Raw genomic sequence first — 18,786 nt, forward strand, 5'->3', positions numbered from 1 at the left:
TTGTAACCAAGGGGATCTTCCGTCACCATCGACGACCATGGAAGAAGGCACTTTGAACTCACCTAGTCGTTGTGAACTCACCGAGGAGGACTACGAGGCCTTCCAGTGGGACACGCGCGAAGACTGCGAGGTCCGCCAGATCCTCGACCGGGTGGCGGACAAATGGTCGCTCCTGGTGATCGCGCTGCTCGACCGGAACACGCTGCGGTTCACCGAGCTCAAGTACAAGATCGACGGCATCAGCCAGCGCATGCTCACCACCACGCTGCGCCATCTCGAACGAGACGGGCTGGTGAGCCGCACCGTCTACCCGGTGGTGCCGCCCCGCGTCGAGTACGCGCTGACGCCGCTGGGGATGACGCTGCACAAGACGATCCAGTCGCTGGTCACCTGGACCGAGGACCACCAGGGCGAGATCGCCCTCGCGCGCGCCCAGTACGACAAACGCGCCGCCGTCTAGGGAGCCGCATGGCCAGACTGTCCGGAGGGGATCCGTCACTGCTGCGGCGGCTCAACGCCATCGCCGTCCTGCGGGCGCTGTACGAGGCCGAGGAACTCACCCTCGCGGAGCTGGTCAAGACGAGCGCGGTCTCCCGTCCGACGGTCGAGGAGATCGCCACCGACCTCGGGGAACAAGGGCTGGTCGAGGAGGTCCCGCTTCCGCCCGGCGCGCCGCGGCCGGTGGGGCGGCCCGCCAAGCGGTACCGCTTCCGCCACGAGTCCGGGCACGTCGCCGGCCTCGAGATCGGCCCGCGTCAGGCGTTGTGCCTGGTCGCCGACCTGCGGGGCGAGGTCGTCGGACGGGCGAAGACCGGGCTCACCCCCGAGACGGACGCGGCCACCCGGCTCGCCACGGCGCATCGGGTGCTCGCCGCGGCCCTCGAAGGTCACGCCGGCGTGCGGGTGCTCGGCATCGGCACGACGGGCGTGGTGTCCGGCGGCAAGGTCGTCCACAATTACCGCCTTCCCGGCTGGACCGGCGTCGACCTGCCCGCGGAGTTCGGTGGCGGCTGCCCGGTGCTGGCCGGGAACGACACCGAACTCGCCACGCTTGCCGAACACTGGCGCGGTGCCGCGCGCGGCGTCGACGACGTCGTCTACGTGCGGACCGGGCACACCGTCTCGCTGGGCCTGCTGCTCGGCGGGAAGCTGCACGCGGGCCACCACGGCGCCGCCGGCGAGATCGGCGCCCTGCGACCGGCAGGCGGGTTCGCCGAGCTCGTCGCCGCCACCGTCCTCGCCGTCGATCCGCAGCTGGTGGTGATCGGCGGCACCGGCGATCTGACCGCGAAACTGCGCACCGAGCTCGCTCGGCTTTGCCTGTTCCCGGTGCGCGTCGAGACCTCGGCGCTCGGCGAGGACTCGGTGGCGCTCGGCGCGGTCCGGCTGGCGCTGAACCGGGTGGAGCGCGACCTGTTCAGTGTCGAGGACGTCGCCTGAGCAGGCTGATCACCACGATCAGCACGGCCACCGCGCCGCTGGTGAACAGCTGCGTCCGCGCATCGGCGTCCGTCCACATGAGAACGAGGACGCCCGCCATCGCGAGCAGCGCGACCCAGCTGAGCCAAGGGAAACCCCACATCCGTACCGGCAGGTCCGCGGCCGTGCCGTCCCGTTCCGCCGCCTTCCGCAGCCGCAGCTGCGAGATCGCGACGAAGATCCAGACGAGCAGGATGTTCGCCCCGATGGCGTTCAGCAGGAAGGGCAGGACGTGTTCGGGGGCGAGGAAGTTCAGCAGTACGGCCACGAAACCGAAGGCCACCGACGCGAGCACCGCCGTCCGCGGGACGCCTGCGCCGGACAGCTTCAGCATCGCGCGCGGCGCTTCGCCACGTTCGGCCAGCGAGAACACCATCCGTGAGGCGCCGTAAAGGTTGGCGTTCAGCGCCGACAGCAGCGAGGTCAGCACGACGAAACTCATCAGGAGCGCCGCCGACGGCACCCCGATCCGCTCCAGGATGGTCACGAACGGGCTGGTGTTGGCCGACGCGGTCTCCCACGGCAGCAACAGCACCATCAGCGCCACGGAACCGACGTAGAACAGCAGCAGCCGCACGATGACCGTGCGCGTGGTGCGGCGGATCGAATCCGCCGGGTCGTCGGACTCCGCCGCGGCGATGGTGACCAGTTCCATGCCGCCGAAGGAGAACGCGACCGCGAGCAGACCGGTCAGCACGCCCTGCAGGCCGTTGGGCAGGAAACCACCGTGCCCGGTGAGGTTGTCCAGGCCGACCGGCGTCGTACCCGGCAGGATCCCGAACACCGCCAGCGTGCCCAGGACGAGGAAGGCGACCACGGCGGTCACCTTGATCGCGCCGAACCAGAACTCGAACTCCCCGAACGAGCGCACCGCGAACAGGTTCACCACCGTGAGCACCGCCATGAACAGCAGTACCCAGGTCCACTGTGGAACCTGCGGCAGCAGCCCGTTCGCGATCCCCGCCGCCGCGGTGGCCTCGGCCGCGACCACGACCACCAGCAGCGACCAGTACAGCCAGCCGACGGTGAACCCGGCCCAGCGGCCGAGCGCCTTCTCCGCGTACACCGAGAACGAACCGCTGCTCGGCTCGGCGGCGGCCATCTCGCCCAGCATGCGCATCACGAGCACCATGAGCAGGCCGGCGACCACGTACGACAGCAGGATGCCCGGCCCCGCGGTCTTGATCCCCGCGCCGGTGCCGACGAACAGCCCGGCGCCGATCGCCCCGCTGATGGCCAGCATGGTGACGTGCCGCCGCCGGAAGCCGGTGCCGAGCGACCTGGTCTCGGTCGCGGTCACGGGTTCGGCGGGACCTGGTGCGGGCATGGTGGATCCATTCGTCTGCGGTACGCGGGAGCTCAACCGCGGGACAACTCTTCCAGCCGTTCGTGGAGCCGGTCGACGTGGTCCTCGCTTTCGGGCTTCATCAGCACGCTACGCAGGATCCTCGCGCCGTCCGCATCCGCGTCGGCCCCGGTGTGACGCAGACCGAACTGCGGCTCGCTCACCCGCAGCGTGCTGAGGAACACCGGCTCCCTCGCCGCGGCCATGCCGTTGCGCAGGATCCGCGCGCTCGCCTGGTCGATGTTCGACAGCGAAAACGGTTCCGTGCGGGGGAAGTAGGTGACGATGTCGAGTTCCGGTGGCTGGTACAGGTCGAACCGCTCGGAGTCCTCCAGCAGCTTCGCCCACCGCAACGCCGCGCGGCGCCCGGCGGCGAGCACCCGGCCCAGCCCCTCGGGAGTGGGCGGCAGCACCCGGAAGGTGAGCCACAACGCGGCGGCGGCCGCCCCCGCCCGGGAGCATTCGAGGCTGATCTCGCCGAGATGCAGGTCTTCCGAGGTGAAGTAGGTGTACGGCGAATCGTGCAGGTAGAACCGGCCCGCAGCGGGATCTTTGAACAGCACCGCGCCGCAACCGTAGGGCTGGAGGCCGTGCTTGTGCGGATCGATGACGATCGAATCGGCCTCGGCGATGGCGAGCCACGGGGCTTCGGGGAGCCCTTCCGGACCGTCCAAACCGGACAGAAGCCGGAAGAACCCACCGTAGGCGGCATCGACGTGCACGCGGACGCCGTAGCGTTCACGCAGCGCCAGCGCCTCGTGGACCGGCTCCACCGTGCCGAGCGCGGTCGTGCCGGCGGTGAGCACCACGGTGCCGATCTTCCCGGTGCGCAGCAGGTCTTCGAGCGCGTCGAGGTCCATGGCGCCGCGCGCGTCGACGGGCACCGTGTGTCCCTCGACGCCGAGCACGCCGCACATCCGGCCGTGCGTGTAATGCGCCTCGGCGCTGTACGCGATCCCCTTGCCCGGATGCGTTTCCCGCGCGACGAACAGCGCTTCGAGGTTCGCCATCGTGCCGCTGGTGGTCAGATGCCCCAGATGTTCCGGGTAGCCGAACATCGTGGCGAGCTGACGGACGACCTCGCGTTCCATCTCGGCCGTCGCGGGGCCGCCGTCGAGCGCGTGGTTGTTGGGGTTGACCAGCATCGCGGCCAGGTAGCCGACGACCGCGGCCGGATGCGGCGGTTTGAGCATCTGGCCGGCGTAGGAGGGGTGGAAGAACGGGTAGTTGTCCTTCAGCCGCTCGGTGAGCTCCTCGAACGCCGCCTCGAACCGCCCGTCGGAGACCTCCAGGGACGGATGCTGCCGGAAGGCGGCGAACGTCTCCGCCCACGCCTCGTTCGACGTCAACGCCTGACCGAGCCAGTACCGGAAGTCCATCGAGCACGCCCTTCGCTTCGTTCGGCTCCAAAAAACGTAGGAGCCGGTGAAGGCCGCGCGCAACCGTCTTCGGTAGGGGTCAGATCTTGCGGGTCCGCCGCTCCTCGCCCTTCTCCTCCAGTTGCCGGACGATCTCCCGCAGCGAAGCGGCCAGCTCGGTGCACTTCTCGGGGCTGAGCCGGGCGGTGACGAACGCTTCCTCCTGGTTGAACTCCGGGAAGAGTTCCCGCATCAGCCGTTCCCCTTCCGGGGTCAGCGCGAGCAGTACCAATCGTCCGTCCACCGGATGTTTGCGCCGGGTGACCAGGCCGTGCGCCTCCAGGGTCTTCATGACGCCGGTGAGCGTTCCCTTGGTGATGCCGGACTCGGCGGCGACGTGCCTGGTCTCCTTCTCGCCGAAGATCCACACCACCCACAGCACTACGAACGCGGTCCAGGTGAGACCCGCCGTGCGCAGGACCGAGTTCTCGAAATGCAGCCGGACGGCCGTCGCGGCGCGGTGGAGATTGGCCACCGCCTCCATCCGCTCCCACAGCAGCGGGATACCGCCCAGTTTGGCCCGCACGGCGGTCTCGGTCTCGGCCAGTGTGTGATACCCGGTCAACAGCCACATCCTCACCGGCCCCGGAGGTACCAGCCCGGTGGGCACGCACCCCCGCGCACCCGCTCCGCAGATCGTATGCGGAACGGGCGTGAGTCCACAGTGGCCTTTCGGAGGTCAAGCGGCGGTCGCCAGCGGCTCCACGAGCTCTTGTCCTGTTTCGGACAATTCCGCCGGTACCCGGCTGCCGGGAACACCACCGGCGGGAAGCCGGATCAGGCCGGCGTGGGCGAGGCGGTGGGCCGTGCTCTGGTCGCTGCACGGCAGGCCGTCGACATAGAGATCCGGCTCCAGGCTGACGGTGATTTCAGCCCGTCCCTGTGCCACGGCTCGGAGCATGGCCAGGGCCCGGTGCGACAGGCCTTCGGGGTCTTGCGCTCTCTCGTTCATTCGGGGTCACTCCTCTGACCTGGGAGTTTCCCGTCAGCGATGGTTCAAACATGACCCCGGTCACCGTTGGGGTACGGCCGCGCGATGCTCGGTGATGTCGCCGAACAGGTCGCCCATCTCCTCGACGCGCTCGAGCACCTGGCCGGCGGTGAACAGCAGGTCCTCGGCCTTGCGGCAGGCTTCGACCTCCTCCCAGGTCACCGGCGTGGAGACGGTCGGGATGGCGCGGCCCCGCAGCGAATACGGCGCGATGGTGGTCTTGGCGGTGTTGTTCTGGCTCCAGTCGATGAACACCCGGCCGGGGCGGATGGCCTTCGCCATTTTGGCGACCACGGTTTCCGGTGAGCGGCGCGCCAGCTCCTCCGCGACGGCCTTGGCGTACTCGGAGGTGCGTTCGTCCGACCGCGTGCGCACCGGGCAGTACAACTGCATTCCCTTGTTGCCGCTCGTCTTCGCGTACACCGTCAGGCCGTCCCCGGTCAGCAGGTCGCTGAGGATCTCGGCCACCCGGCAGCAGTCGACGACGTCCGCGGGCGGCCCCGGATCGAGATCGAACACCAGCAGATCGGGCGATCTCCGCGCGCCGCGCGGGCCGACGGTCCACTGTGGAATGTGCAGTTCCAGCGCGGCGAGATTGGCCGCCCACATCAGCGTCGGCAGGTCGCCGACCACCGGGTAGTCGAGCGTCTCCTCCCCGCCACGACGGCCGCGGTTGGTGAGCTTCGCCGTGCGCACCCAATCGGGGGCGTGCCGGGAAACGTTCTTCTCGTAGAACGGTTCGCCGTCGACGCCGTCGGGGAACCGGCGGAACGTGGCGGCGCGGTCACGCAGATGGGGGAGCATGGCGGGGGCTATCCGGCGGTAGTAGTCGAGGACCTCGCGTTTCGTGAAACCATGCGCGGGGTAGAGCACCTTGTCCAGATTGGACAAGCCCAGCCGCCGCCCCTCGACCTCGACCGTCATCCGCTGCTCAGGCACCCTTCGACGATAGAGGACCGAAGGGATTTCCGGGTACCGTGAGGCATGAGCTCCGTGCCGGACGCGATCGCCCCGATGCTGGCGACCGACGGCGACCTGCCCACCGGCGGATGGGGCTACGAATACAAATGGGACGGCTACCGCTGCTGCCTGCGTGTCGCGCGGGACGGCGAGACCCGCCTGACGAGCCGCCGAGGCCTCGACGTCACGGCGACGTACCCGGACGTGACCGCGGAAGCACTGAGCGGGCACGAAGCCGTCCTCGACGGCGAGATCGTCGTCCTCGACGAGCAGGGGCGGCCCAGCTTCCCGCTGTTGCAGACCCGGCATCTGCGCACCCCGGACGCGTCCCTGCTGGAACGCAGCCCGGTGCATTTCTTCGCCTTCGACGTGCTGTACCTCGACGGTGACGACCTGCTCGACGAGCCGTACGAGGCCAGGCGCGAGGTGCTGACCTCCCTGGGCGCCGATGGCCGCATCGCCATCCCACCGGGTTACACCGACGACGACATCTCCCCCGATCAGCTGCTCGACGTCGTCCGGCAGCACGCGCTCGAAGGGCTGATCGCGAAGAAGCTCGACAGCCGCTACCACCCGGGCAAGCGGACACGCCAATGGATCAAACGGGCGCTGTGGCACACCCAGGAGGTCGTGATCGGCGGCTGGCGGCCCGGCGATGGACGGCGTTCGGGGACGCTCGGCGCGTTGCTGCTGGGCGCGCACGACGAAGCCGGCGACCTTCGGTACATCGGCGACGTCGGGACCGGATTCAGCGACAAGGTCCTCGAAGACCTGCACGCCCGGCTCACCCCGCTGGAGCGGAAGAAGCCACCGTTCGCGTCGGAGGTCCCGCGCGACCGGGCCCGGCGGGCGCACTGGGTGGAGCCCGAACTCGTCGGGGAGGTCGTGCACCGGAACTGGACGCCCGACGGCCGTCTGCGGCACACGACCTGGCGAGGACTGCGGGCGGACAAGACGCCGGAGGACGTCAAGTTTCCCTCCGCTGGATGAACCGAAGCATGTTGCCGGAGGGGTCGAGGAAGGCACAATCGCGGACTCCGCCGGACCGGTCGATCGGTTCCTGCATCACTTCCGCGCCCGCGGCCTCGATGCGCTCGAAAGTGCCGTCGCAGTCGTCGGTCGCGAAGACGAGACGGCTCAGCAAGGCTTTGGCCATCAGGTCTTCGATCGCGGACCGGTCCGCCGGTGAGGCGCCCCGGCCGGGCGGTTCGAGGACGATCCGCACGTCCGGCTGCGAAGGCGGACCGACACTCACCGGTCCGTCGTCCCACACGGTGAAGCCGAGCACGTCACGGTAGAAGCCGAGAGCGCTGCCGACATCGTGGACGACGAGCGTGCAGGAGGAGAACCGGAGCTCCATGCCGGTCAGACCTCGCTGACTTTGGCGCTGAGGAAGGCGATCTCGCGCCCACGGAGGCTCTCCGGGTCGGTGTCGATGTCGATCCGGGTGATCTTCCCGTCGCCGAAGCTGAACGTGAAGACGGCCTTCGCCTCGCCGCGATGCGACCAGACGGCCGACGGAACGCCGTCGACCAGTGCGAGCCGGGCCGCCTCGGCGCGTCCGGAGAAGAAGGCAGCCACCGCCTGGCCGCCGCGGACCTCGCCGACCACGGCGTCCGGGTCGAGCAGTTCGAGCAGGGCTTCGAAATCCCCGTTCCGGGCAGCGGCCAGGAAGGCGGCGATGACCTCCCGCTTCGGGGATCGCGCGGCGTCGGTCTCGTCGGAGGCGGTCCGCACCCGGCGCCGTGCCCGGCTCGCGAGCTGCCGGGACGCGGCCGGGGAACGGCCGAGGACGGTGCCGATCTCACCGAACGACACGGCGAACACGTCGTGCAGCACGAACGCGAGCCGCTCGGCGGGGGTCAGCCTGTCCAGCACCACCATCAGCGCGACCCCGACCGAGTCGGCCAGCAACGCCTCGTCCTCCGGGTCCTGCCGGCCGGTGACCGGCGCGGTGGGTTCGGGCGGCAACGCCCCGGCGGACTCCTCCCGCCTGGCGCGGCGGGATTCCAGCATGTTCAGGCACACCCTGGCGACGACCGTGGTCAGCCAGCCCGCCGGATTCTCGATCTCGCCGGTGTCCGCGCGGCTGACCCGCAGCCACGCCTCCTGCACCGCGTCCTCGGCCTCCCCGGGCGAGCCGAGGATCCGGTAGGCCACCGCCCGCAAGCGGCTCTGGTGCTCGGCGAACCGCTCGCTCACCCAATCGTGCTCGGCCATCTGTCACATTCCTCCGTCCGGGTCGGTCACATCGAATGACCGGCGAACCCGTCCCGATGTGACATCGCCGGTCCGACCACCCTTTCGAGTCCACGGGAGAACATCATGAAAGCGCACGTCAGCTCGATCCTCCTCGGTGTCCAGGACCTGGCCCGGTCCAAGGCGTTCTACACCGAGGGGCTCGGCTGGAAGATCAAGGACGACTACGGCGTCTCGGTGTTCTTCGAACCGGACGGCGGCACGTTGGTCGGCTTCTACGGCCGCGAGGGACTGGCCGGCCAGGTGGGCACGAGCGCCGAAGGCAGCGGGTTCAGCGGGCTGGTCCTCACCTACGTCGTCCGTAGCGAAGCCCGCGTCGACGAGGTCGTCGCGGAGGCGGAGAAGGCGGGCGCCACGATCCTGAAAGCCGCGGGCGCCCTGCCGTGGGGCGGGTACGGCGGCACCTTCGCGGACCTGGACGGCTACATCTGGAGCATCAGCTACAGCCCCAAGGGCGCGGATCAGCCGTACGCGGAGTGATCACCGCTGTGAGCCTGGCCCCGCGCGAGGAGCCAGGCTCACAGCGGCCGGATGGCGTCCGCCTGCTCGAATCTCTCGCGGCGGTCGAGGATCGCGTTGGTGACGGCCTCCGGGGTCAACGCACCCGGGCCGTACTCGTGCGCGAGGTCGATCCCCAGTTGCACGGCCGCCTGGTCGGCGGGATCGGTGGGATGGCCGTCCTTCCAGTCGGCGGCGTTGGCGCCGGCGTGCAGGGTCCATTCGTCGATTCCCCCGAGGGTGCCGACGTACCCGTAGTGGATGTTCGACCAGACGTCGTACCGGATCTGTCCCTGCAGCCCCGGCAGCGGGGTGAACGTGTTGTCCCCCGTGGTCATGTCCAGGATCCGGCCCTTGTGGTCCCACTGGGCGCCGGTGTTCACGAGGTCGTACCACGCCTTGAGCGCCTCGGCCTTGTCGGCGATCGAAGTGAAGGGATTCACCTTGTCCTTCAAGAGATCCCGGATGTTCTGGAGCTCCGGCGACTGCCCGTTGCGCACCATCTCGTCGGTGATGAACGCGAGAATGGCGTCGTATTCGGCGACCGGGTTCTCCGAAGCGTTCTGAGTGGTGACGCCGGAATCGAGGCCTTCGACCGCCGCGACGCCCGCGGTGAGCAGGTCCCGGACCGCGTTGGCCACGACGAGGACGAAATCGCGCCGTTCCTCTTCGTTCCGCATGTTCGCGTAGGGCTGCTCCCGGTCGTCGACCGTCGCGCGGATGGACTCCTTCACCTGCGCGACCAGCGACGCGAACCGGCTGACGTGGTCGAACAGCTGCTGACAGCTCGCCCTGACGTTGGTGGTCGTCCGTATCGTGCCCTCGACGCGCTGCGCGAACATCTCGCCGGCCTTGTCCCGCCACGCGTCCCGGATGTCGCCCGGCTCGACCCGCACCGGCGCGAACGCCAGTGAGGCGTCACGCCAGGCGACCGCGAGCGCCTGGACCTTGTCCTCGTCGGTGTCCGGCCAGGCCATCGCGGGCTCCCGGCTCCCCCGGACCGCTTCGATCTCGGCTCTGACGGCCGCCCACAATCCGTGGGCGTTGTTCGGCGGCGGCACGACCATCCGGGCCTACTTCCCGAGCCCGGCGGCGGCGTCCCGATCCGCCTGGGCATAGGTCGCCGCGGAGATCTTCGCTCCGTGGCCGTCGGCCTGCCACAGTGCCGGGAGCGGATCGGCGTGACTCAGCACCGAGACCTCCGACGGCCGGTATCCGCCGAGGAAAGCCGTGCCGAGCGGGTCGACGCCGATACCGGCCCGCTCGGATTCGATGGTCCGGCGGAACTTGCCCCACTCGCGTTCCATGTCGTCACCGATCGCGACGAGTTGTGCCCCGATCCGGTTCACCGTGGTGATATCCATGTCGACGGACATCGGGCCTCCCTTCCCTTCGGGCGATTCTCCGGCCGCCCCGCGAGGGCCGGGCCGTCGTGGCCTGTACCGGCCAGACCGTGTCTTCGGCGTGTCAGTGCCGTGGCGGTCCGGTGTCAGGACGGTCGGCGATCGTTGCTTTCACAACGAGAGATCACCACCACCAAGGAGTTCGAAATGTCTGTCTTCCCCACGCCGCAGCCGATCACCGCCACGCTGACCATCGCCGGTGCCCGGGTGCGCGTCGCCGCGAGCGAACGCCCGGACACGGTGGTGCTGGTCGAGCCGATCGACGCCGCGAGCAAGTCCGACGTGAAGGTCGCCGCGAACACCAAGGTCGGCTTCGACGCCGGGAACCTGTCGATCGAGACCAAGAAGGCGGGCGGCAAGAACGGCTCGGTCGCGATCACCATCGAGGTGCCCACCGGTTCGCGGCTGGTCCTGAACACCGCCTGGTCGGACGTGAACGCCGAAGGGCAGTTCGGCGACTGCGCGCTGGAAATGTCGTCGGGTCAGGTCCGGATCGAGCACGCCGCGGCGGTGCGAGGCAACCTCTCGGCCGGTGAGGTCGAGATCGGGCACGTCGCCGGGACCACGGACCTCGAAGGCGGCTCCGCCGGGGTGCGGATCGGCGAGGCCGGCGGTGTCGTCAAGTACTCGGGTGCGACCGGGAAGGTCTGGATCGGGCACGCCCGGTCCGACGTCGACCTTTCCGGTTCGAGCGGGAGCTTCGACATCGACCGCGCCGACGGCGACGTCGTCGCACAGGCCGCCAACTGCCCGATCCGCGTCGGACGGCTGTCGCGCGGTTCCGCCGAGCTGGCGAACGCGTCCGGCGGTATCGAGGTCGGCGTCGACGCGGACGCCGCGTCGGTGGATGCCAAGAGCACCAAGGGATCCGTGCGCAACTCCGTCGCCGCCGGCGGGAGCGTCAAGGTCCACGCGCGCACGCGGCTCGACGACATCGTGATCCACCGCGCCGCGTGACCCCGGGGTCCGAGGTGGTCGCAATCAGTCGGCTGATTGCGACCACCTTGCGCGTTGCTTTCGTTTGAAGTGGCCAGAGCAGGCTGACACCGGTGGGTGCTGGGGTTCGGAGCATCGAGTGTCTCGATTGCTGGATGCGGACGCCTTTGACTTCTCTTCGCACGTTTAAGGCGCTTCGCTACTTAAGACTTCCTTCGCTGTTGCCATTTTTCGGCGGGGATTCGACTCGCTTGCCTCGCGTTCTTCGATGGCGATGGCTCGATCCCGCACTTCAGCGCTTCGAGATTTCATCACTGACACGTCGTCTCGCCGGGCCTTGCCCTTAAGAACACTTCGCTCCCTTTGGGCTCTTCGTTCCCCTCAGTCGTTAACCCTCCTTCGCACCCCTTAAGAACGCTTCGCAGCCTATTTTCGCCAATTTTCCGTGTTGGGCCGTTTGAGCTAGCACAGGTGTTCGAATCGGAGTAGCTTGGTGTTGTGGCCAGCGACGATGCACCCCAGGAGACGTCCACCGAGTGGTGGCGCGTCGATACCGCGACGCTGCATGCCCGCAAACAGGAACTCGAAATCCTGAAGCGACGGGCGGATGCGGAGCAGAATGCGATCCTGGCGGAAATCAATTCCCGTGGGGTGCGTGGGTGTAGTGGTCATTCGACGTTGGCGGCACTGATTTTCGAGGACTTCCTGGTGACCGACAAGGAAGCCAGTGCCCGCGCCGACCGCGTCCTCGCTCTACATCCCGGCCCCGCGATCGGCGGAGATCCCGAACCACCCTTGGCGCCGTTGACCGCCCAGGCCGCCGCCGAGGGCGCGATCGGCGGTAGCCAGATCGACGCGATCATCCGCACCCTGGCGCGCATCCCCTCCACCGTGCCCGAGGACGACGTTCGGGCCGGGGAGGCGATCCTTGTCGAGTTGGCGCGTCGGGCGGGACCGCGGCAGATCGCCCGCGCCGGACGCCGCCTGCTCGACGAACTCGACCCCGACGGCAAAGAACCCCGCAACGAGGACCCGAAAGACACCCGCCCGGAGCTGCGGTTCGTCAAACACCGCGACGGCACCCTCGGGTTGAAAGGCACCCTCGACCTGGAAACCTACGCCCGCCTGAAATCCGACCTAGACCCCATGGCCAAGCCTCATAAGGCCATCGACGGAGTCCGGGACTCCCGCACCCAAGACGAACGCTATGGGGATGCCTTCACCGACTACGTGCGATTGAAGACCACCAGCCGCAACCTCCCCGGCCAAGCCGGCGAAGCCACCCACATCCTCATCACCATGTCCTACGACGACCTCATCCGGGACATCGGCGAAGCACATTTGGATTTGGTCGGCCCGATCAGCGCCACCGACGCCCGCATCCTCGCCTGCGACGCCCGCGTCCGCCCCGGCGTCCTCGGCACCGCAGGCGAACCGCTGGACATCGGCCGATCGAAACGCACTGTGTCCCTCGCGCAGAAGTACGCGTTGACCCTCCGCGACGGCGGCTGCGCCTTCCCCGGCTGCGACATGCCCGTACCCCGCTGCACCGCCCATCACATCGTTTTCTGGCGCCACCACGGCGAAACAAAGATCGACAACCTCGTCCTGCTCTGCACCAAACACCACCGGCTCATCCACCACAGCGAATGGAAAGTCCAGATCGCCCAAGACGGACTCCCCGAATTCACCCCACCCACCTACCTCGACCCCACCGGCACACCAAGACGCAACACCATGCACCTCAGAACATAGGCCGACCCCTGCGAGAAATCGCCGAAGCTCGGCGACGAACTCACCTTGGAGGGCCTTGATGAAGCCGGCTTGGAATGGCTGCCTCAACGGCCGCGACGTAGGCGAATTACCCTCGGCCGATGGCCGACGGGTCCGTTTCGGCGCGCTTTTCCGTCCCTTCGGTGGGCACAGGAGACCGTGTCGGAGCCCAGCCCGTTCGCCGGCGATCCCGTGCACCGCAACACTCCCCTGATCGCCGAACTGGACGAACAAGGCAACCACGATGCCGGACGCCTACCGAACCATGCTCGACGAAAACCAACCCGGATCACGAACCTTCGTTCAGCTGGGTGAGGCACCGCCCGATCCTCCTGCGGTTCACTGCAGCGCGGGCCGCGGAGGATTACGCACTCACGGATGGAAGCATTGGCGCCACGATTCTCCGGACGCTGGCCCATCTGACGACCGTCATGGAGGTGTGCACGCGTACTTGCCTGAAAGGCGGAGTGAGCCTTGCCCAGCTCGGCCAGGTACGGAACCGACTACTTTCCCTTGAGAGCTAAGGCAAACGGTCTGTCGCCGTAGCAGCCGACTGTGTGGATATGTCGCGTTGGGCGACCCGAAATTCACACGGCCGCAACCGGTCGCCCCAGCCCCAAACCTCAGCCCGCGAATCGATCCAGCGCCGCCAGCTTCCACGCTCGTTTCACGTCGCTCGAGTGATGTCCCGAGTCGTCGTCGATCAGCAACTCCGCGCCGGGCCAGGCTCGGGCGAGTTCCCAGGCCGTGTCCACCGGGCAGCTCAGGTCCCGCCGTCCGTGGATCAGCACGCCGGGAATGTCCCGCAAAAGACCGGCGTCGCGGATCAGCGCGCCGGGCTCCAGCCAGCCCGCGTGGGAGTAGTAGTGCGTGACGATACGGGCGAACGCGAGTTCCCACTCGCCGATCGGTCCATTGTGGATTGTCGCGCCGGGCTCCAGTGACAGCACGGTGTCCTCCCAGACGAGCCAGGAGCGGGCGGCCTCGGTCCGCACCCGGATGTCGGGATCTTCCATGAGCCGCGCGTAGGCGGCGACGAGGTCGCCGGTGAGATCACCGCGGAAGCGGGCCCATTCTTCGGGGAAGAACCGACCGACACCGTGATACAGCCAGTCGATCTCCGATGGCCGTGTCGTGCTGATGGAGCTGACGATGATCTCGGTGACCCGCTCCGGGAACCGTTCGGCGTAGGCGAGCGCGAGCGTCGTGCCCCACGAGCCTCCGGTGACGAGCCAGCGTTCGATCCCCAGATGCTTCCGCAGCCGCTCCATGTCGGCGACGAGATGATCCGTCGTGTTGTGCCGGAGGCCGGTCGCCGGGTCGCTCGCGTGCGGGGTGCTGCGGCCGCAGCCGCGCTGATCGAACAGCACCGCACGGTAGCGGGCCGGGTCGAACATCCGCCGCATGCCCGGCGTACAGCCCTGTCCGGGGCCGCCGTGCAGCATGACCGCCGGCTTCCCGGCTGGATTCCCGCAGGTCTCCCAGTAGACGAGATTGCCGTCACCTACATCGAGCAGCCCGCTGTCGTAGGGCTCGGCCGGTGGGTACAGATCGATCATGAACCAAGGCTAGACCGTCAGTGAGGCCACGAAACACTTTCGCCGCAACGAAGTTCAGCACACCGGCCCTTTCCTCGCCGCGTCCGAGAGGGCAGATTCAGTGTCACCGGCGAAAACCACGGAACGGGGAACCATGTTCACCCTTGGTGTGGAAGAAGAGTTCGTCCTGCTCGACCCGGTGGACGGCTCGGTCGCGTTGCGGGCTCCCGAACTACTCGAAAGCCTCCCACCCGGGCCGGACGTCTCCGGTGAGCTGATGCGGTTCCAGATCGAGACCGCGACCGGCGTCTGCCGCGGCCTGGACGAGGTGCGCTCGGAACTGACGCGGCTGCGGCAGATCGTCGCGACGGCGGCGCGGGCCGACGGGTGCCTGATGGCGGCGACGGGGATCCCGCCCGGCGGCCTGCGGGGAGACACGCTCACGCCCGAGCCCCGGTACCGGCGGATGGCGCAGGCGTTCCCGGACCTGATCGGCGAGGCGGGGACATGCGCCTGTCATGTGCACGTCGGGCTGCCGTCGCGGGATCTGGGCGCACGGGTTCTCGCCGGGCTGCGGCCGTGGCTCGCGCCGTTGCTGGCGCTCAGTGTCAACTCCCCGGTCGAGAACGGCGCCGACTCCGGCTGGTCGAGCAGGCGCTTCCCGCTCTGGGACCGGTGGCCGACGGCCCGGCCACCCGACGAATGGTCCGGCGCGGCCGCGTACGACCGGAGCATCGGGGAGGCCGTGCGCCACGGCGCCGCCCTCGACGCGGCGGGGGTGTACTTCTACGCCCGCCTTTCCCCTCGATATCCCACTGTAGAGGTGCGGATCGCCGACGTCTGCCTGTCGGTCGACGACGCGGTGCTGCTCGCCGCGCTGGTGCGCGGGCTGGTCGCGACCTGCGCGGCGACGACGAGGCCGCCGCGCGCCCGCGGTACCCGGATCGGCGCGGCCTTGACGGCGGCCGCGCGCCGGGGACTGGACGGGCCGGGCGTCGACGTCTTCACCGGCGGGGAGGCCGATCAGCGCGATCTGCTCGGTGAGCTCGTCGAATTCGTACGGCCGGCGCTCAGGGCGGCGGGTGACGAGGAGGACGTCGAACGTGGGCTGGAGGCGCTGTTCGACCACGGCACCGGCGCGGCCCGGCAACGCCGGCTGCTCGCGGAAGCGGCCTCCACCGGCGAGTTCGCCGCGGAGCTCGCCCACGCCACGATGGCCGTCCCGGCCAGGTGAGCCGCCCCAGCGTCACAGCCAGCCGGACTCCCTGGCGATCCGCACCGCGTCGACCCGGTTGCGGGCGCTGAGCTTCGAAACGATCGTCGTCAGGTAGTTCCGCACGGTACCGGCGGACAGGAACAGCTCGGCGGCGATCTCGGTCGGGTCGGAGCCGACCGACGCCAGCCGGAGCACCTCGATCTCGCGGGTGGTGAGCGGGCAATCCTCGCTGTCCCAGGCGGCGAGCGCCAGATCGCCGTCGACGACGCGCCGTCCGGCGGCGACTCCGCGGACCGCGTTGGCGAGCCGGTCGGCGGGCGCGTCCTTGCGCAGGAAGCCGTTGACCTTCGCGGCCAGCGCCCGCCGCAGGGTGCCGGGGCTGCCGAGCGAGGTGAGGATCAGCGTGCGGACCCCGGGAAGCAGCTCGTGCAGCTCGGCGGCCGCGGTGAGGCCGTCCTTGCCCGGCAGGTCGATGTCGATGAGCGCGACGTCGGGGCGCGTGGACTGGGCGAGCGGGAGGATCTCGTCGCCGCTCGCGCATTCGGCGACGACCTCGATGTCGGCTTCCAAGCCGAGCAGCGCGACCAGTGCCCCCCGGACAATGTGCATGTCCTCGGCCACCAGGACCTTGATCATCGACCCCATCTGCCTTTCCGCCCGCGTCGCTCCCCCGAGCCGACGATACTATCCTCACACACCCGTTCCGCGAAATGGAAACCGGCCCTTGACCACCGAGGGGTGCGCGGTCAAGAGCCGGTTCTGTGTTGTCGCGGGAATACGTTCTTCGCACCACGCCAACACGGTCGGGGGGTTCCGACGTGAATGCGCTACCAGGAATTCTGCGGCCGCCCGGCGCCGGGATCCAGTGCGCGCACCATTGCCGGACCGTGGTTTTCGCATGCTCGGGCCGTGCGCCGGGCGACCGTGAAATTTTCACGTCGCCGCGCACATGATTCCATATCGGGCGATGAATCCAGCACTTCAGGAGTAGCGGCGGCGAACAGTAGTGTCGGAAACCGCAAACATCCCAGAAATCCTCGAGCGAAAGGACGGCACAATGGATGAGACTGTCCGGCGAGCCGTGGAGCGAGCCATTGGGGCCATGCACGAGAAACTGGGCGAAGAGCTCACTATCGACGACATCGCCCGCGCCGCGACCTTCAGCAAATTCCATTTCAGCAGGGTGTTCCAGCAGGCCACCGGCGTCTCTCCCGGCCGGTTCCTGTCGGCGCTGCGGCTCGACGAGGCCAAACGCCTGCTGCTGACGACCTCGATCTCGGTCGCCGACATCAGCCATCGCGTCGGCTACAACGGTGTCGGCACCTTCAGCACGCGGTTCAGCAACCGCGTGGGCCTCTCTCCCTCCGCGTACCGCCGGCAGGGCGGCTTCCAGCACCGTCTGGCGGGCGAACCCCTGCCCGGCGCGAAGCCGGCGATCGTCCGCGGTTTCGTGTCCGCGCCGCCGGAGATCTCACCCGGCCTCGTGTTCGTGGGTCTCTTCCCGACCCGTATCCCCGAGGGCGCGCCCGTGCGGCACACGGTCATCGACGTCCCCGGCCCCTATCAGCTGACCGACGTCCCGGAAGGCACCTGGCACCTCGTCGCGCACTGCGTGACCGGGCCGCTCACGCGCCGCGGCACCGGGCTCACCGGGCACCACGGGCCGATCACCGTCGAACCGGGCGTCACCGCGCGGCTGGCGGACCTGCGCGTGCGCCCCAAGCGCCTGTTCGACCCGCCGGTCCTGCTCGCGCTCCCCGATCTGCGGCACCGGCCGCAGCCGGTCAGGCAGGCGGCCTGAGCCTCCCCCGCGTGCCGTGAAAGGGCCGTTCAAGACGCCGACGTCTTGAACGGCCCTTTCACGACATCCAGGGGCCTCAGGCGGCCAGGCGGCCCGCCGACGGGGCGAGACCGTCCCGGATGTTCTGCCGCCACAGCTCGTACGCGGGCGTCCCGTCCGCGGCGTCCTCGGTGACCTCGGTCGAGTCGGCCAGGTCGACGGCCTCCTCGATGCTCAGCCCGGCGAGCGTCCGCGCGGCCAGGCGGGTGTGCGGGGGGACGAACGACGAGAACGTCCTCGCCTTCACCGCGAACACGACGCCGAGACCGAGTTCGTCCTGGTGTTCACCCGCCGCCTCGCGCAGCCTCTCCAGCCCGGCCTGGTCGCAGCCGCCCGCGAAGGTCGAGGCCAGCCCGACGCCGCTCCACAGGTCCGGGCGGCGTCCGGCGGGGAAGCGGTCCACCGCCTCGGCGACCTTCACCGGATCACCGCCGTTGATGAACCACAACGCCCGCCCGATGCCCTGGTCGCACGCGCGGGGGAAGTACTCGGGGGCGCCCGCCCACGGGTACGTCTTGGGCACGAACTGCCCACCGACCCACTTGTCCGTGTCGAAGTAGGCACGATCGAAGGCGTAACCGTCGACGGCCAGCCAGCTCATCGTCGGGTGGAACGGGACGCCGTCGAGCTCCGGCAGCACCTTCTTCCACAGCGGCCGGGGCAACCGGGCCATCGCGAAGCCGATGCCGATGTAGGTCAGGAAGACGTGCGGGAGGCCGGGGCCGCTCATCAGTTCGGCCGTGCGGTCCTTCCGGCCGCCGGGCATCACGTCGAGGATGGTGAACGCCATCGCCGCGCCCTCGTAGGCGAACCCGCGCATCTCGGGCTCGACCATGTCCAGCCGCCGTTCGGCCTCCCACAGCGCCGGCGCGTCGATCCCCCATTCGAACCCGCACACCACCGACTGCGGGATCGACTCCAGGCGTGCGGTCGCCGGCGTCGGCGGCACTCCGAATCCGCGCCCCTCGAAACCGACCGAAGCCAGCGAAGGCGCGAACAACACCCTACGCAGAGCACCCAGCAATGAGCTCATCACATACGTCCTTTGTGGATAGTGGCGAATTCGCGCGTGAAACCGGCTCGTGCCGAGGACACCACGGCGCGGTCTCTCCACGCTCGACGTCCGATCG

The 18,786-nt window shown here is 69.0% G+C and carries 20 protein-coding genes; 8 read left to right on the forward strand and 12 right to left on the reverse strand.

Annotated elements, in window-relative coordinates; genetic code table 11:
- Positions 1-37: 37 nt before the first annotated feature.
- Positions 38-460 carry a winged helix-turn-helix transcriptional regulator gene (locus H4W30_RS30475; RefSeq protein WP_192745932.1) on the forward strand — a complete coding sequence of 141 codons (423 nt, stop codon included), beginning with the start codon at positions 38-40 and terminating at the stop codon, positions 458-460.
- 8 nt (positions 461-468) lie between these two features.
- Entirely contained in the window at positions 469-1,440 is a 972-nt protein-coding gene (locus tag H4W30_RS30480) for an ROK family transcriptional regulator (protein WP_192745933.1), read from the forward strand.
- Here the strand turns inward: H4W30_RS30480 and H4W30_RS30485 are convergent.
- From H4W30_RS30485 to ligD (H4W30_RS30505), 5 genes are all read right to left on the reverse strand, one after another.
- Positions 1,418-2,806: an amino acid permease gene (locus tag H4W30_RS30485; RefSeq protein ID WP_192745934.1), complete on the reverse strand. Its 1,389-nt coding sequence runs from the start codon at positions 2,804-2,806 to the stop codon at positions 1,418-1,420. The two genes, H4W30_RS30480 and H4W30_RS30485, sit on opposite strands and share 23 nt — an antisense overlap.
- 32 nt (positions 2,807-2,838) lie before the next feature.
- Positions 2,839-4,203, reverse strand: coding sequence for a pyridoxal phosphate-dependent decarboxylase family protein (locus H4W30_RS30490; RefSeq protein ID WP_192745935.1), 1,365 nt, complete (start codon positions 4,201-4,203; stop codon positions 2,839-2,841).
- 79 nt (positions 4,204-4,282) lie between these two features.
- Positions 4,283-4,816 (reverse strand): MarR family winged helix-turn-helix transcriptional regulator, encoded by a 534-nt coding sequence (locus H4W30_RS30495; RefSeq protein ID WP_126730007.1) that lies wholly within the window; start codon positions 4,814-4,816, stop codon positions 4,283-4,285.
- 105 nt (positions 4,817-4,921) lie between these two features.
- Complete coding sequence (locus H4W30_RS30500) at positions 4,922-5,194, reverse strand: hypothetical protein (RefSeq protein WP_192745936.1); 273 nt, start codon at positions 5,192-5,194, stop codon at positions 4,922-4,924.
- A 60-nt stretch (positions 5,195-5,254) separates the two neighbouring features.
- Positions 5,255-6,172 carry a non-homologous end-joining DNA ligase gene (ligD, locus tag H4W30_RS30505; protein WP_192745937.1) on the reverse strand — a complete coding sequence of 306 codons (918 nt, stop codon included), beginning with the start codon at positions 6,170-6,172 and terminating at the stop codon, positions 5,255-5,257.
- A gap of 45 nt (positions 6,173-6,217) precedes the next feature.
- Between ligD (H4W30_RS30505) and ligD (H4W30_RS30510) the strand changes: the two genes are divergently transcribed.
- Positions 6,218-7,183, forward strand: coding sequence for a non-homologous end-joining DNA ligase (gene ligD, locus H4W30_RS30510; protein WP_192745938.1), 966 nt, complete (start codon positions 6,218-6,220; stop codon positions 7,181-7,183).
- Here the strand turns inward: ligD (H4W30_RS30510) and H4W30_RS30515 are convergent.
- The gene (locus tag H4W30_RS30515; protein WP_192745939.1) at positions 7,161-7,553 is read right to left on the reverse strand and encodes a VOC family protein; all 393 of its coding nucleotides are present in this window, start codon (positions 7,551-7,553) and stop codon (positions 7,161-7,163) included. The genes ligD (H4W30_RS30510) and H4W30_RS30515 overlap by 23 nt on opposite strands.
- A gap of 5 nt (positions 7,554-7,558) precedes the next feature.
- Positions 7,559-8,413: a sigma-70 family RNA polymerase sigma factor gene (locus H4W30_RS30520; protein ID WP_192745940.1), complete on the reverse strand. Its 855-nt coding sequence runs from the start codon at positions 8,411-8,413 to the stop codon at positions 7,559-7,561.
- A gap of 105 nt (positions 8,414-8,518) precedes the next feature.
- Between H4W30_RS30520 and H4W30_RS30525 the strand changes: the two genes are divergently transcribed.
- Positions 8,519-8,932, forward strand: coding sequence for a VOC family protein (locus tag H4W30_RS30525; RefSeq protein WP_192745941.1), 414 nt, complete (start codon positions 8,519-8,521; stop codon positions 8,930-8,932).
- 38 nt (positions 8,933-8,970) lie between these two features.
- Here the strand turns inward: H4W30_RS30525 and H4W30_RS30530 are convergent, their stop codons facing one another.
- The gene (locus H4W30_RS30530) at positions 8,971-10,017 is read right to left on the reverse strand and encodes a WXG100-like domain-containing protein (protein WP_192745942.1); all 1,047 of its coding nucleotides are present in this window, start codon (positions 10,015-10,017) and stop codon (positions 8,971-8,973) included.
- Between the two features lie 6 nt (positions 10,018-10,023).
- The gene (locus H4W30_RS30535; RefSeq protein ID WP_192745943.1) at positions 10,024-10,326 is read right to left on the reverse strand and encodes a hypothetical protein; all 303 of its coding nucleotides are present in this window, start codon (positions 10,324-10,326) and stop codon (positions 10,024-10,026) included.
- Positions 10,327-10,500: 174 nt separating this feature from the next.
- On the opposite strand from H4W30_RS30535, the gene H4W30_RS30540 reads away from it, so the two are divergent.
- Together H4W30_RS30540 and H4W30_RS30545 are read left to right on the forward strand one after the other, a co-directional pair.
- Positions 10,501-11,310: a DUF4097 family beta strand repeat-containing protein gene (locus H4W30_RS30540; protein ID WP_192745944.1), complete on the forward strand. Its 810-nt coding sequence runs from the start codon at positions 10,501-10,503 to the stop codon at positions 11,308-11,310.
- Between the two features lie 477 nt (positions 11,311-11,787).
- The gene (locus tag H4W30_RS30545; RefSeq protein ID WP_192745945.1) at positions 11,788-13,044 is read left to right on the forward strand and encodes an HNH endonuclease signature motif containing protein; all 1,257 of its coding nucleotides are present in this window, start codon (positions 11,788-11,790) and stop codon (positions 13,042-13,044) included.
- 641 nt (positions 13,045-13,685) lie between these two features.
- Here H4W30_RS30545 and pip read toward each other — a convergent pair.
- Positions 13,686-14,621 (reverse strand): prolyl aminopeptidase, encoded by a 936-nt coding sequence (gene pip, locus H4W30_RS30550; RefSeq protein ID WP_192745946.1) that lies wholly within the window; start codon positions 14,619-14,621, stop codon positions 13,686-13,688.
- 133 nt (positions 14,622-14,754) lie between these two features.
- On the opposite strand from pip, the gene H4W30_RS30555 reads away from it, so the two are divergent.
- On the forward strand, positions 14,755-15,834 hold the full coding sequence (locus H4W30_RS30555) for a carboxylate-amine ligase (RefSeq protein WP_192745947.1): 1,080 nt from the start codon (positions 14,755-14,757) through the stop codon (positions 15,832-15,834).
- Between the two features lie 12 nt (positions 15,835-15,846).
- Here H4W30_RS30555 and H4W30_RS30560 read toward each other — a convergent pair whose 3' ends face one another.
- Entirely contained in the window at positions 15,847-16,452 is a 606-nt protein-coding gene (locus H4W30_RS30560; protein WP_192746871.1) for a response regulator transcription factor, read from the reverse strand.
- Between the two features lie 466 nt (positions 16,453-16,918).
- On the opposite strand from H4W30_RS30560, the gene H4W30_RS30565 reads away from it, so the two are divergent.
- Positions 16,919-17,617, forward strand: a complete 699-nt coding sequence (locus H4W30_RS30565) for a helix-turn-helix transcriptional regulator (protein WP_034313799.1) — start codon at positions 16,919-16,921, stop codon at positions 17,615-17,617.
- Positions 17,618-17,693: 76 nt separating this feature from the next.
- Here H4W30_RS30565 and H4W30_RS30570 read toward each other — a convergent pair whose 3' ends face one another.
- Positions 17,694-18,689 carry a DUF1702 family protein gene (locus H4W30_RS30570; RefSeq protein ID WP_192745948.1) on the reverse strand — a complete coding sequence of 332 codons (996 nt, stop codon included), beginning with the start codon at positions 18,687-18,689 and terminating at the stop codon, positions 17,694-17,696.
- Positions 18,690-18,786: the final 97 nt, after the last annotated feature.

The organism is Amycolatopsis roodepoortensis (assembly GCF_014873915.1).
GTDB classification, from domain to species: Bacteria; Actinomycetota; Actinomycetes; order Mycobacteriales; family Pseudonocardiaceae; genus Amycolatopsis; species Amycolatopsis roodepoortensis.